The sequence below is a fragment of the Arthrobacter sp. TmtSoilC48 genome (assembly GCF_059739425.1).
Genome location: NZ_AP046049.1, coordinates 2,408,268 through 2,421,781, shown reverse-complemented (window position 1 = coordinate 2,421,781; position 13,514 = coordinate 2,408,268). Strand labels below are relative to the sequence as shown.

Genomic DNA, 13,514 nt, shown 5'->3' with positions numbered 1-13,514 from the left:
GGATTGGGGCTTTTTTGTTGTTACGAACCCGCAACCGTTGTTACAACAGGCCAGCGCTGTTACAACTGGCAGGCGCTGTTACAACTGGCAGCCAGGGCACCAATACAGTTTGCGGGCGCCGATTTCGGCCATGCCTACCAGCGTCCCGCAAGCGCGGCAGGGCTGCCCTTCGCGCTTATAGACAAAGTGGGCATCGGCGTCGGGCGCTGAGGTGCCGTTACCACTCCATAGCGCCGGCGGCGTGGTGACAATCCGGCCGTCGCGTACGCCGTCGGACATGGCAAGGACGGCGTCATCCCACAACTTGCCGGCCGTCGCAGCATCAATCATGTTCCCAGGAGTCCATGGATCCACCGCCTGACGAAAGAGGACCTCGGCGCGGTAAATATTTCCGACCCCCGCCAGCACCGATTGGTCCATCAACAGCAAGGCCACGGCCGTCTTGCGGCGTCGCAACCGGCGGATGAACTCGTTCCGGTCCCCCGGCCGGTTACGCAGCGGATCGGGGCCCAGGCGGCCCAGTACAGCTTCTGCTTCATGGGACGTAACAGCGGCGCAAGTGGTGGCTCCACGAAGATCGGCCCAGCCGTTGTCCGACACCAGGCGGGCGCGGACGGCACCCACCGGGGCGGGAGGCCCTGCGTAGTCCACCCCGGCACCGGACTCCCCATCAATACCGGATGAGGCAGTCTCGCGCTCACCGATCCGGCGGGGCGCGCCAATGCTGGAGGCTCCCGAGAAGGAGCTATCGCCGCCAAAGCTCCAGGCACCATAAAGACCAAGGTGAACGTGGAGGAAAAGATCGTGGTCGAACCTCAGGAACAGCTGCTTTCCGTGCGCAACAGATTCAACCATCACATGTCCGCTCAGAAGCTCCGCACCGGCCGTGAATCGGCCCTGCGGACTCGAAACCTCCAAACGCCGGCCGCCAAACACGTCCTGGAATTGGCGGGCCAGCCTATGGACGGAGTGTCCCTCAGGCACTACTCGACGATCTCGCCGGTGGTCTCGTAAGCCGCAATCTTGCCGATACGGCGGATGTGGCGCTCGTCATTGCTGAAAGGTTCCTGGAGGAAGGCCTCAATGAGTTCGGTTGCTTCTTCCACCGTATGCTGGCGGCCACCCACGGCCACTACGTTGGCGTCGTTGTGCTCGCGGGCGAGCTTGGCCGTAGAGAGGTTCCAGGCCAGCGCGGCACGCACACCCTTGACCTTGTTGGCGGCAATTTGTTCACCATTGCCCGAACCACCCAGGACGATGCCCAGCGCATGCACGCCTGCTTGCTGGTCAGCCACCACTGCAACTCCTGCGTTGATGCAGAAGGACGGGTAGTCATCCAGAGCGTCATATTCCCTGGGTCCGTGGTCCACAACCTCATAACCCTTTGCGGTGAGGTGGCTGACCAGGTGGGCGCTGAGTTCCATGCCGGCGTGGTCGGTGGCGATGTGGACGCGGGGTGTAGTCACAGGAAGTCCATTCTTTCTGGCGCGCCGGTACGGCACTTGCCGGGCGCGGCGGTGTGGGATGCGCTACCTAGGTTACCGCGCCCCGGGTTGCTGGGGCTGCCCGCCGTGGTGGGCCCGCTCGGCAGCCCGGTTCAGGATGCCGGCGAGTTCGTCCGCTGTTGCCGGAGTCCCTGCACTGAGCGCAACCCTGCCTCCATTAAGTTTCCTTACGACGACGGCCGGTCCGCTGCTGACCAGCATCGCCGTTGCATCGTCATGATGCCGCCAACCCCATCCGCCAAAGTCTGCCGCTTTCACTTCAGCCGGAGCTGCTGCCGCGATGTCGACGGCGGGAACGGTCAGGACCGGCACGATGCCGCCTGCGAAGACCTGCAGCCCTCCCCTGTCCGCCCGGACGCGGGCGAAGAGGAAGCCGGCACCAACCAGCGCCGCCGCGGCCAACAAGGCTCCCAGCCATGGGACGGCTATCGCGATCAGCGCGGCTGGAAACAGCGTGGACACGATGATCATGATGAAAACTGAACTGCGGGCATGGACCCACATGCGCAGCGTATCCCGCGCGAGGTCCGGGTCTGTGACGTAAAGGCGTGCGGCTTCAAGGGCTTCGTCGTCCTCCCGCGTCCACCGGGGATCGGGTTTGAAGGCGAACATGAGGACGACTCCCAACGACACCGCCGCTCCACTGCCCATGGCGAGGACGATCGGATCAACGTGGGAAGCGCGGGCGTCCCCCAGCCCCGATTGCCCTACCAATCCGGCAGCCAGCACTGTTGTCACGAAGAGGCTCACCATGAGGCCAAGGCCCATCATGACCCTGCGCATGACCACCGGCCGGGACAGCGGCACGGCCTGGAGGAACGCGACCCAACCGAAAAAGGTGATCAGGGCTGCGCCGCCGGTTACATAGGCGCCGAAAGGAGCAAAGGCACTGCCGCCGTCGGCGTTCCACATCACTGCTACCGGATCGGGAAGATCGTTTCGCACCATCTGTGCGCACACAACGAAGCCTATGGCCAGCAGCAACGGAAAGGCGAGTGCAAACCTGAGTGCGCGGATATCAAGAGACTCCCTGAACGTTCCCATGCTCCAACGCTACTCCGTGCCGGCGACACTGTGGGGGCACCTCCTTGCCATCGGCGCTTGGAGTGAAAGAATGGCTTCACACCATCGACCGGACCTGCCCCGGCCGGACATCCCAACCTCTGGAGGCACCACTTGCCAGGCCTTAACCTGACGCGCGACGAAGCCGCGCAGCGCGCTGAAATACTCAATGTCGAGTCCTACAACGTCACCCTGGATCTGACCAAGGGCGCCACGGTGTTCGGATCCACCACCGTGGTGAAGTTTTCGGCAAAGGCTGGAGCCTCGACGTTTATCGACGCCGTGACCGAGAGCGTTTACAGCGTTACCCTGAACGGCACCGAACTGGATCCCGCCGAGGTATCCGATGGCGTCCGCATCCAACTTCCAAACCTTGCCGACGAGAATGAACTCATAGTCGTCGCCGATGCGCGCTACATGAACACAGGTGAGGGCCTCCATCGTTTCGTGGATCCGGTGGATGGGGAGGTCTACCTCTATACCCAGTTCGAGGTTCCGGATTCCCGGCGGATGTTCGCTGTCTTCGAGCAGCCGGACCTGAAGGCCAGCTTCACGTTCCGCGTCACTGCTCCCTCACACTGGGACGTCGTCTCCAACTCCCCCACCCCGGTACCGGTTGAAACTGATGCAGGCGAGGACGGTGGAGCCAGGTCCGTGTGGGAATTCGCTCCCACTCCGCGCCTGTCCTCGTATGTCACCGCCCTGATAGCCGGACCGTACCAGTCCGTCCGTTCCGAGGTGACAAGTTCGGACGGCAGGGTCATTCCGCTGGGCGTCTTCGCGCGCAAATCCTTGATGCAGTACCTGGATGCGGACAACATCTTCGAACTTACCCGCCAGGGCTTTGAATTCTTCGAGGCACAGTTTGGCTGCCCGTACCCGTTTGAAAAGTACGATCAGCTGTTCGTCCCCGAATTCAATGCCGGTGCAATGGAAAACGCCGGCGCGGTGACAATCCTGGAAGGCTACATCTTCCGCGGCAAGGTCGCCGGCGCACAGATCGAGCGCCGTGCCATCACGGTCCTGCACGAACTCGCGCACATGTGGTTCGGGGACCTGGTGACCATGCGCTGGTGGAACGACCTCTGGCTCAACGAGTCCTTCGCCGAGTACATGTCCCACCTGGCCGCTGTGGAAAACACGGCCTTCGACAGGGCATGGACAACCTTCGCCTCCGTTGAGAAATCGTGGGCATACCGCCAGGATCAACTGCCCACCACGCACCCGATCTTCGCGGAAATCAACAATCTGGAAGACGTAGAGGTCAATTTCGACGGCATCACCTACGCCAAGGGCGCCTCCGTGCTGCGGCAGTTGGTTGCCTGGGTTGGACCGGAACAGTTCATGTCAGGGGTGCGCACGTACTTCGCCAAGCACGCTTGGAAGAACACCGAACTGGCTGACCTCATGGTGGAACTCGAAGCCGCAAGCGGCCGTGACCTGGACGTATGGGGCAAGCTCTGGCTCGAAACCGCCGGCGTGAACACCCTGGCTCCCGAGGTGGACGTGGAGCAGGACGGCACCATCACCGCGTTCAACATCCTGCAATCCGCGATCGATGAACAACCAACGCTTCGTCCCCATCGCCTTGCGGTGGGCTTCTACAACCTCACCGAAGAGGGCAAGCTGGAGCGGACGCACCGCGAGGAGCTCGACGTCGAGGGTCCCCGGACCGAAGTCCCCGCCTTGGCAGGCCTCACACGCCCGGACCTCATCCTGCTCAATGATGATGATCTCGCCTATGCCAAAGTACGACTGGACGCCCACTCGCTGGCCACAGCGAAAGCGCATCTCAAGGATTTTGCCGCCAGCTTGCCCCGCACACTGGTCTGGGGCTCCGCATGGGATGCGGCACGGGACGGAGAAACTCCTGCGCGCGGCTACGTCGAACTGATACTGGCGAACATCGCAGAGGAAACAGACTCCTCTGTGATCCTCGTTCAGCTGCGGCAGCTTGCCACGACGCTGACCTACTATGTGGCGGCCGGGCACAAACTGGAGGCAACGATCGCTGCCGCCGATAAGCTGTGGGAGCTCGCGTCGGCGGTGGAAGCCGGCTCGGATGCGCAGTTGCAGTTCGTGAAGTCCTATGCGCAACTTGCACGCAGCGCAGATCAGCTGGACCGCATCCAGGCACTGCTGGACGGGACCGACACTCTTGAGGGCCTCACCGTTGACCAGGACATGCGCTGGGAACTGCTAACCGCTTTGGTGGCCGGCGGCAGGCAGGGCCAGGAGCGCATCGACCACGAACTCGCCCGCGACAACACCTCCACCGGCCAAAATGCAGCGGCACAGGCCAAGGCCGCTATTCCCACGGCGGAGGCCAAAGCTGCAGCGTGGGATTCCATCGTGGTCAAGGGCGAACTCTCCAACGCCCTGCAAGCCTCGGCAGTGGCCGGCTTCATGCGGGTGCCGGACACCACCCTGCTGGAGCCTTACGCTGAGAAGTACTTTGAAGCGGTCCCCGGGATTGTCAAAGAACGCACGCACGCGTTGGCCCAGCAGATCGTCGTGGGCCTGTACCCGGCGCAGCTAACAACCCAGGCCACGGTGGACCGGACGGACGAATTCCTTGCAGCTCTTCCAGAGGAGAGTGCTGCCCTGCGCCGCATGATGCTGGAAAACCGGGACGCCGTGGCGCGGGCGCTCCGTGCCCGGGCAGCGGACGTGGACGTGGACCTGGACGCCTAAGCAGTCCGTTGGGGCCTGTGCTGGCGCTGTTTGGCAGATGGCTAAACTGTCCGCATGGGCCTCAACGAACACCACTATGCATTGACCGTCCGCTGGACTGGAAATCTGGGCGCGGGTACAGAAAGCTACAGAGGGTACTCGCGGGATCATGACATAGAAATTCCCGGGCTGCCCATCCTCAAAGGTTCCGCAGATCCATCGTTCCACGGCGACCGCACGCGCTACAACCCCGAGCAACTCCTGCTTGCTGCCCTATCGCAATGCCACATGCTCTCCTTCCTGCACGTGGCGGTAAAACATGGGGTTGTTGTTACCGGCTACGAGGACAACGCCGAGGGCACCATGAAGCTAAATCGTGACGGCAGCGGTCAATTCGAGAGCGTGACTCTGAAGCCGCACGTCACTATCGCGGATCCGGCTCATTCGGCCTTGATGGCGCAACTTCACCACGAAGCCAATCAGGTCTGTTTCATAGCCCGCAGCGTCAACTTCCCGGTGTTGCACGAGCCAATCACGACGGCGGCAGCGGCCTGACGCTGTAAGCCCCCTTAGCTCTGTTGTTCCCGCAGGAGTCCTACCAGCCTGCGTTCGGTTTCACGGCTTAAGCCTGCCTTGCGCTCCCTTTCCAAGCCCAGGCTTCGCTCATAGTCCAGAGCGTCCCGGAGGGTCTCCTGCCACGGGCGCAACGTCATCCCGAGCGCCTTCGCTGCTTGATTGCTTCGCGATTGGAAACCGTCGTGGTCCGCTGGCAACCAGAGAGGAAGTGAGTCCGGCCCGGACCAGTACTCGACGCCTTGCCCGACCAGCCAGTCTTCGTTGGCCTGGACAATTTCGCTCGATGGCAGCCTCCGCTCCGTGCCGGGCTGACTCTCCTGGCCCAGCGCCGCGCGGCTGGATTCCGAAATGTACTCACTGAACGGAACTACATCACCCAACGCGTTGTACGTGCCCGTCAGGCCCATCCCTGCCCCTTGGATGATCCATCCGGCGAGGTCACGGACGTCGATGATCTGGGTGGCGTCATCGGGAATGTCCGGCACGAGAACCGGCTCCGTATTGGCTGCAAAGCGCGCAGGCCAATAACCGTAACGGTCGGAGCCGTCCCCTGGCCCTCCGATCAGCCCGGCCCGCACAATGTGGGCTTTGTGCCCAACCAAAGCCAGCGTCATCTGCTCAATCGCAGACTTCGATTCACCATAGGTTTCCGGAGTGCCTGATTGTCCTTCAGGCAACGGTTCAAGAAGCGCCGCGTTCTCGTCGGCGCCAGGAACCGAATGATCCGCATACACCGAGCAACTGGACACGAAGGTCCAATGGCCCGCATGCGGTCCCAACGCTTCAAGGGCATCCCGCGCCTGAACAGGATCCCTGGAAACCTCGACAACCGCATCCCAGCTGCTGTTCACGTCCCCATAGGCTGCACTACCCAAGGCGCGGTCGCCACGGACCCAGGCCACGCCGTCGGGCGGGTTCGCCTGGGTGCCACGGGCCAGACACGTGACGTCGTGCCCCAAGGCAAGCGCCTGCTTTGCGATTTCAGCTGACAGGAAGGCGGTACCGCCAAGGACCAGGATGCGCATACCGTCACGCTACGGCGATAGGGTTGGAAGTGGACAGAGTGTTCCGCGCCCGGCGAACACGGGCCGACGACAAGGAGTTATTCCACCTTGACCTCCATCCCCTTGGCGGAAACCATCACCATTGAACCGGAGAAAATAGACTTCGTGTCGATCCTCATCACTTTAGGCGTGGGCCTGCTGGTGTGGATCGTGGCGCGGTTCATCATCCTGCGCATCACACGGCGGGTATCCGCCGGCAGCTCCTTCTTCAAGAAGCCCCACTTCAAATGGGTGCAACCGGCAATCCGCGCCCTGGATCACGAACGCCGGTCACAGCGCGCCGAAACCATCGGCACTTTGCTGACAAGCCTCGTGAGCGTCGTGGTTGTGGTGATCGTGATCATCTACGTCCTCAAGTTCATGAACGTGGACGTCGCGCCCCTGCTGACAAGCGTGGGAATACTGGGTGTCGCCATCGGTTTCGGTGCACAGCAGCTGATCCGTGACTTCCTCGCCGGGATCTTCATCACCATCGAAGACCAGTACGGAATAGGCGATGTGATCGTTACCAGCGAAGTGATTGGTACCGTTGAATCAGTGGGCCTGCGCATTACGCGGGTCCGCGCTGAGGACGGAGCCATCTGGTATCTGCGAAACGGCGAAATCCTGCGCGTGGGCAACCGCTCGCAGGGAGACTACGTTCCGCTGGAGTCGCCGGAAACCGACGACAATGATGCTGCCCAGAAGGCTGAGGAGAAGGCCAGTGAGTGAAACGAACCCCCAGGCTGGTCAGCGACGCCAGCTGATGCAGAACGATCCCTTCAGCCAGCCTGCCTACACGGACAGCTTTTATGCAGCCGTGGGCGGGCACGATACTTTCGTGAAGCTGATCGACGTCTTCTACGACGGCGTTGCGCAGGATCCGCTCCTGCGGCCCATGTACCCCGAAGAGGACTTGGAACCGGCCAAACGGCGCTTCCTCATGTTCCTGGAGCAGTATTGGGGCGGTCCCACTACTTACAGCGACGAGCGCGGCCATCCGCGCCTGCGGATGCGCCACATGCCGTTCCGCGTCACGCCCGAAGCGAAGGACCGCTGGCTCTTCCACATGCGGACAGCAGTGGACTCGCTGGGGTTGTCGCCTCTTCACGAGGGAACCCTTTGGGACTACATGGAACGCGCTGCCCTGACCATGGTGAACAGCCCCTCGGCCGTCTGAGTTCGGCTGGGCCTAGAACCCCGGACCCAAGCCTGCGCCCGTACGAACCAGTACATGGCCACGAGGACCACTTAAGCGGAACCAGCGTCCGTTGCGGAACAACTGCTGCTCGCCCCCGCCCAGGAATCCCAAGGCGAAGGCAGCAAAGGCTGCACCCGCAGGCAGGTCACTGAGTCCGGGGAGTTCCCTTCCCCACACGGCGGCCCGGGCCGTATTCACAACGGCAGCGCCAGCGGCAGTGGGCACAACGCCAGCCACCTCGGCAATGCCGGCTTCCGCGGCTGACTTCAGATCGGCGTCGAGCACCGTCCCCAGGACTGCCCAACCGCTCCTGGGCGCGCCGACGCCGGCCCATGACTCCGAAACCGTCGACGGCGGAATGGGCAACTCGACGTCGTCGGCACCCGAGCGGGCAAGACGGTCCATGACGGAGGCGAGCGTCACAGTGACATCGGCCTGGGCAGGTTCTGCAAGCGCCATTGTCCGTAACCCAAGGATTGTGGGAGTTGATTCACCCAGAATGCGTGGCCTGAGCACACACACGTACGCGGCCAATACCTGGCCTGTGGCCTGCAGGCGGATGGCGCCGTCATCGACGCTCTTGGCACGCGTGACGTAGGTCCGCAGGTCAACGAGGTCGCGCGGATCGGCAAAGCGGAAGGACTGGGTCAAGAGGTCTGTCACAGCATCGACTCTACCGGCATGTCCGCGGTTGAGAGGGGTCCGGGCGCCGTCTAGAGTCGAACCATGACAGACACGAACGCCGGCCTCAAGGTTGAGGCACCCGCAGAAGATCCGACGGAAGTCCTCATTGGCCTGTTGGACCTTGGTGACTTCGACGGAGCCCGGACCAATGAGGACATTTTCCTTGGACCTTCCCAAAAACAGCCCCGGCATCGTGTCTTCGGCGGCCAGGTCCTGGCCCAATCCATGATGGCTGGCATGCGAACCGTGGAACCTGACCGGGTGGCGCACTCCATGCACGGCTATTTCCTGCGGCCCGGCGACGCCAATAAGCCCATCACGTTCGGTGTGGAACGGCTGCGTGACGGTCGGTCCTTCTCGGCACGGCGCGTTCATGCTTATCAGGACGGTGTGCCGATCCTTTCCATGATTGCCTCGTTCCAGGTTGAAGATGAAGGCCTGGATCATCAAGCGACAATGCCCGAAGGCATGCCGGACCCCGAGTCGTTGCCCAGTACGGCTGAGTTGCTGGCTCAATTCGACCACCCGTTGGCACGGCATATGTCCTCGGAGCGGCCGTTCGACGTCCGTCACATCGACCCCGCACTTTACGTGTCACCGCCAAGCGAGCACGTGGCCACCAACGCCGTCTGGATGAAGACGATGGGCCCCTTGCCCGACGACCCCAAACTGCACCTGGCCGCCCTGGCGTACGCCAGCGACTACACCCTGTTGGAACCCGTCCTCCGCAAACACGGCCTCGCCTGGATGACGCCAGGCATGAGCGTCGCCAGCCTCGATCACGCCATGTGGTGGCACCGGCCGGTCCGGGTGGACGAGTGGATGCTGTACGTTCAGGAGTCCCCCAGCGCGCAAGGGGCCCGCGGCTTGGCTACCGGGCGGATATTCAACCGCGAAGGCCTGCACGTTGCGACCGTGGCACAGGAGGGCATGGTCAGGATTCCATAGCAATGAGGCCGGTCCCTGTTGGGACCGGCCTCATTTTGTGCCTGTGACTACCCGTTAGTCGCGGGTCAGACGGCGGTGCGTCACACGGTGCGGCTTGGCCGCATCAGCGCCGAGGCGCTCCACCTTGTTCTCCTCATAGGAGTCGAAGTTACCTTCGAACCAATACCACTTGGACGGGTTCTCCTCGTCACCTTCATAGGCGAGGATGTGGGTTGCTACCCTGTCCAGGAACCAACGGTCGTGGGAGACCACCACGGCACAGCCCGGGAACTCGAGCAGGGCATTTTCCAGGCTGCTCAGGGTTTCGACGTCGAGGTCGTTGGTGGGCTCGTCGAGGAGCAAAAGGTTGCCACCCTGCTTAAGCGTCAACGCAAGGTTAAGACGGTTACGCTCACCACCGGAGAGGACGCCAGCCTTCTTTTGCTGGTCCGGGCCCTTGAAGCCGAAGGCCGAAACGTAGGCACGCGAAGGCATTTCCACCTGGCCGACCTGGATGTAGTCATGGCCTTCGGAAACAACTTCCCAGAGAGACTTATTGGGATCGATGCCGCCACGGGACTGGTCCACGTAGGAGATCTTTACGGACTCGCCGATCTTGAGCTCACCGTCATCCAGGGGCTCCATGCCGACGATGGTCTTGAACAAGGTGGACTTACCCACACCGTTGGGTCCAATGACGCCAACGATGCCGTTGCGGGGCAACGAGAAGGAGAGGTCTTCGATCAGGACGCGGTCGTCGAACCCCTTCTTCAGGTTCTTGGCCTCGATCACTACCGAGCCCAGGCGCGGACCCGGCGGAATCTGGATCTCTTCGAAGTCCAACTTGCGGGTGCGCTCGGCCTCCGCAGCCATTTCTTCATAGCGGGCCAAACGGGCCTTGGACTTGGTCTGGCGGCCCTTGGCATTGGAGCGCACCCATTCAAGTTCTTCGGTGAGGCGCTTGGACAGCTTTGCGTCCTTCTTGCCCTGGACCTCAAGGCGGGCCTTCTTCTTCTCCAGGTAGGTGGAGTAGTTACCCTCGTACGGGTAGAGGTGGCCGCGGTCGACTTCTGCGATCCACTCAGCCACGTGGTCCAGGAAGTAGCGGTCGTGGGTCACGGCAAGGACCGCACCGGGGTACTGGGAGAGGTGCTGCTCGAGCCAAAGGACGCTCTCGGCGTCCAGGTGGTTGGTGGGCTCGTCAAGGAGCAGGAGGTCCGGCTTCTGGAGGAGAAGCTTACACAGCGCTACGCGGCGGCGTTCACCACCAGAGAGGACCGTGACATCGGAATCAGCGGGCGGGCAGCGCAATGCGTCCATGGCCTGTTCGAGCTGGGAATCGATATCCCAGGCATCGGCAGCGTCAATGGCTTCCTGCAGCTTTCCCATCTCATCCAGGAGAGTGTCGTAGTCCGCATCCGGGTTCGCCATCTCTTCGGAGATCTCGTTGAAACGCTGGATCTTGCCGTAGATCTCGCCAACGCCTTCCTGGACGTTGCCAAGGACGGTCTTTTCCTCATTCAGCGGCGGTTCCTGCAAGAGGATGCCCACGGTGTAACCGGGGCTCAGGCGGGCCTCGCCGTTTGAAGGGGTGTCCAGCCCGGCCATGATCTTCAGGATGGTGGACTTGCCAGCACCATTCGGGCCCACGACGCCAATCTTTGCGCCAGGGTAGAACGACATGCTGACATCGTCCAAAATAAGTTTGTCGCCAACGGCCTTGCGAGCCTTGGTCATCGTGTAAATGAATTCCGCCATGCCCTTAAATCTAGTGGGTAGGCGGACAGATCTCACATTCGGTGTTGTCGAACACTGCCCTCAGCTCCAGGCAGTGCTGCTAGCGAACGCTGCCCACGAAGCATTTCCCCGTGGCAAGTACTGGCAGCACGCTCATCACGACGCCTCCGTCCCGGATCTGGCCCATGACACAACTATCGCCTGCCAGCGCCGCAGCTTCCAGCGCATCGACATCAAGACCTGTGGGCGTCCGGCTGACGGACACTTCCACGTTGGCTTTGGGAATGCCTGCCGAAACCAAGGCTGCCCGAACGGATTCCGTATCCGGCTTGGGGCTGGCGGCCACGATCTTTTTCAGCGTTGCCTCCACAGTCGTGCTCGTGGCCACTACAGCAGGGTCCATACTCGTTCCGCTGCCGGGCTGTTGCGCGGCGGGACTTGAAGAGGTGATGCCGGCCATGGGCCTTTCGGGCGACGGCGCGGTACATGCTGACAGTGCCAGCGCAGCAATAATGACCAGAAAGGTCCCGACAGCCTTACCGTTCAGCTGAACGTTGCTTTCATGGCCCGGCTGCTCCACCCTGGTTCCCCTGCTCATCACATAGCCATTCTGCCATTCCCATGGACGTCCCGCGGGCGTAGCGTGGGCCAGGTGGTGGCGCGCCGGAATCGGCGGCCGCGGGAAGGAGAAGCCCATGGAAGCAAATATCCCCAACGCCGAGGCGTCGATCACCGTAGCGGCCCCGCGCGAGCAGGTATGGGAGGCCCTGACGGATCCTGGCCTCATCAAGGAATACTTCCTCGGAACCAATGTCGAAACGACCTGGCGGGTAGAGGATCCCATCACCTACTCCGGCGAGTACAACGGGAAGGCATACGAGGACAAGGGCACCATCCTGGCTTTCGAACCCTTGCAGCTCCTGAAAACCACGCACTACAGTCCTTCATCGGGACTTCCCGATTCCCCCGAAAACTACCACACGGTCGAATATCGCCTGGCCGATGCAGACGAAGGAACATCCGTAACCATTACGCAAGGCAACAACAAGAGCGAAGAAGAAGTGGAGCATTCCGCAGCGACGTGGCACATGGTCCTTCAGAATCTCAAGGAATTTCTCGAGTCACAGCCCAACGAGCCACGCAGTTAAAGAATCAATCCCCCGGAACCCTGCAGGTTCCGGGGGATTTCTTGTGCCCCAGGAGGGAATCGAACCCCCGACCGGCGGATTAGAAGGCCGCTGCTCTATCCCCTGAGCTACTGGGGCGCACAAGCGCCAATACAAGCCTAAGCCGCTGGCGCCACAAAGAGTTTACAGTGCATTCGGACCGCGGCCTGCCAGCCCACGCCCACCGACACTTTTCCTCCACAACAACCTTACGAGCCGGACTTATTCACATAGGCCAAGACTGTACTCCCCTACCTGGTTTGCATGGATGAGGCTAAGAAGGCCGGACGGGCACTTTCCTATATCGAGAAGGACCACCATGAACGACACCATTAGTCTTCGCGGCTTTGTAGCCTCGGAAGTCAAGAGCTCCACCACTACACGCGGAACGTCCACTGCTTCATTTCGCCTTGGGACAACTGAACGGCGCTACGACCGCACCAGCAATACATGGGTGGACGGCAACACCAACTGGTACACGGTGCAATCCTTTCGCTACTTGGCCGGGCACGTCGGCTGCAGCGTGAAGAAGGGGCAACGCGTCATCGTCATCGGAAAGTTACGCCTGAGGCAGTGGGAACACGAGGGCAGGATCTACCACGTGGCAGAAATCGACGCAGAATCGGTCGGGCACGATCTCATGTGGGGTTCTGCGAACTTCACCCGGATGAACGGGACGTCGGCTTCCGCTGACTCAAACCCGTCCGGCGAGACAGCCGGGAAGCCTGAAGATCCGGGGATTGACTGGGAGGCCGGCGACAACGAACAAGCGCCCCCGGAGGACGAGACAGAAACCGTCGACGTCGATGGTCCTGACGGTGCCGGTCCGATGGTGGTAAACACCACTACAGGTGAGTTGGTGGGTGCCGGGGCTTGAACTCCGCATCGGGGACCGCGATGAAACTGGTGGGACCAGCCCCGCACTGGAGAATATTCTGGG

Annotated in this window: 14 protein-coding genes and 1 tRNA gene; 7 read left to right on the top strand and 8 right to left on the bottom strand. The window is 61.9% G+C overall.

Annotation, left to right across the window (positions count from 1 at the left end; all coding sequences use genetic code 11):
* Nucleotides 1-78 precede the first annotated feature (78 nt).
* The 3 genes from AC6I97_RS11415 to AC6I97_RS11405 all read right to left on the bottom strand — a co-directional run bounded on the left by AC6I97_RS11415 (nt 79) and on the right by AC6I97_RS11405 (nt 2,549).
* Nucleotides 79-984 carry an Fpg/Nei family DNA glycosylase gene (locus AC6I97_RS11415; RefSeq protein WP_497944920.1) on the bottom strand — a complete coding sequence of 302 codons (906 nt, stop codon included), beginning with the start codon at nt 982-984 and terminating at the stop codon, nt 79-81.
* Entirely contained in the window at nt 984-1,466 is a 483-nt protein-coding gene (locus AC6I97_RS11410) for a ribose-5-phosphate isomerase (RefSeq protein WP_224164542.1), read from the bottom strand. The genes AC6I97_RS11415 and AC6I97_RS11410 overlap by 1 nt, the downstream gene beginning before the upstream one ends.
* Before the next feature lie 72 nt (nt 1,467-1,538).
* Complete coding sequence (locus AC6I97_RS11405; RefSeq protein WP_224164543.1) at nt 1,539-2,549, bottom strand: hypothetical protein; 1,011 nt, start codon at nt 2,547-2,549, stop codon at nt 1,539-1,541.
* 132 nt (nt 2,550-2,681) lie between these two features.
* On the opposite strand from AC6I97_RS11405, the gene pepN reads away from it, so the two are divergent.
* Together pepN and AC6I97_RS11395 are read left to right on the top strand one after the other, a co-directional pair.
* The gene (gene pepN, locus AC6I97_RS11400) at nt 2,682-5,261 is read left to right on the top strand and encodes an aminopeptidase N (protein ID WP_497944919.1); all 2,580 of its coding nucleotides are present in this window, start codon (nt 2,682-2,684) and stop codon (nt 5,259-5,261) included.
* A 54-nt stretch (nt 5,262-5,315) separates the two neighbouring features.
* Complete coding sequence (locus AC6I97_RS11395; protein WP_497944918.1) at nt 5,316-5,795, top strand: OsmC family protein; 480 nt, start codon at nt 5,316-5,318, stop codon at nt 5,793-5,795.
* Nucleotides 5,796-5,809: 14 nt separating this feature from the next.
* Here AC6I97_RS11395 and AC6I97_RS11390 read toward each other — a convergent pair whose 3' ends face one another.
* Nucleotides 5,810-6,841, bottom strand: coding sequence for an NAD-dependent epimerase/dehydratase family protein (locus AC6I97_RS11390; protein ID WP_497944917.1), 1,032 nt, complete (start codon nt 6,839-6,841; stop codon nt 5,810-5,812).
* An 87-nt stretch (nt 6,842-6,928) separates the two neighbouring features.
* Here AC6I97_RS11390 and AC6I97_RS11385 point away from each other — a divergent pair, with 87 nt between their 5' ends.
* Entirely contained in the window at nt 6,929-7,591 is a 663-nt protein-coding gene (locus AC6I97_RS11385; protein ID WP_224090714.1) for a mechanosensitive ion channel family protein, read from the top strand.
* A 34-nt stretch (nt 7,592-7,625) separates the two neighbouring features.
* Nucleotides 7,626-8,039: a globin gene (locus tag AC6I97_RS11380; RefSeq protein ID WP_497947053.1), complete on the top strand. Its 414-nt coding sequence runs from the start codon at nt 7,626-7,628 to the stop codon at nt 8,037-8,039.
* Nucleotides 8,040-8,051: 12 nt separating this feature from the next.
* Here AC6I97_RS11380 and AC6I97_RS11375 read toward each other — a convergent pair whose 3' ends face one another.
* Nucleotides 8,052-8,723, bottom strand: coding sequence for a DUF8185 domain-containing protein (locus AC6I97_RS11375; protein ID WP_497944916.1), 672 nt, complete (start codon nt 8,721-8,723; stop codon nt 8,052-8,054).
* A 63-nt stretch (nt 8,724-8,786) separates the two neighbouring features.
* Here AC6I97_RS11375 and AC6I97_RS11370 point away from each other — a divergent pair, with 63 nt between their 5' ends.
* Nucleotides 8,787-9,692, top strand: a complete 906-nt coding sequence (locus AC6I97_RS11370) for an acyl-CoA thioesterase (RefSeq protein ID WP_309929869.1) — start codon at nt 8,787-8,789, stop codon at nt 9,690-9,692.
* 54 nt (nt 9,693-9,746) lie between these two features.
* Here the strand turns inward: AC6I97_RS11370 and ettA are convergent, their stop codons facing one another.
* Together ettA and AC6I97_RS11360 are read right to left on the bottom strand one after the other, a co-directional pair.
* Complete coding sequence (ettA, locus tag AC6I97_RS11365) at nt 9,747-11,429, bottom strand: energy-dependent translational throttle protein EttA (protein ID WP_497944915.1); 1,683 nt, start codon at nt 11,427-11,429, stop codon at nt 9,747-9,749.
* Nucleotides 11,430-11,508: 79 nt separating this feature from the next.
* Complete coding sequence (locus AC6I97_RS11360) at nt 11,509-12,006, bottom strand: DUF6993 domain-containing protein (protein ID WP_497944914.1); 498 nt, start codon at nt 12,004-12,006, stop codon at nt 11,509-11,511.
* A 97-nt stretch (nt 12,007-12,103) separates the two neighbouring features.
* Between AC6I97_RS11360 and AC6I97_RS11355 the strand changes: the two genes are divergently transcribed.
* Entirely contained in the window at nt 12,104-12,556 is a 453-nt protein-coding gene (locus AC6I97_RS11355) for an SRPBCC family protein (RefSeq protein ID WP_497944913.1), read from the top strand.
* Between the two features lie 44 nt (nt 12,557-12,600).
* Here AC6I97_RS11355 and AC6I97_RS11350 read toward each other — a convergent pair.
* Nucleotides 12,601-12,673: transfer RNA gene (locus AC6I97_RS11350), tRNA-Arg, on the bottom strand.
* Between the two features lie 220 nt (nt 12,674-12,893).
* Here AC6I97_RS11350 and AC6I97_RS11345 point away from each other — a divergent pair.
* Nucleotides 12,894-13,451 (top strand): single-stranded DNA-binding protein, encoded by a 558-nt coding sequence (locus tag AC6I97_RS11345; protein WP_497944912.1) that lies wholly within the window; start codon nt 12,894-12,896, stop codon nt 13,449-13,451.
* The last annotated feature ends 63 nt before the right edge of the window (nt 13,452-13,514 follow it).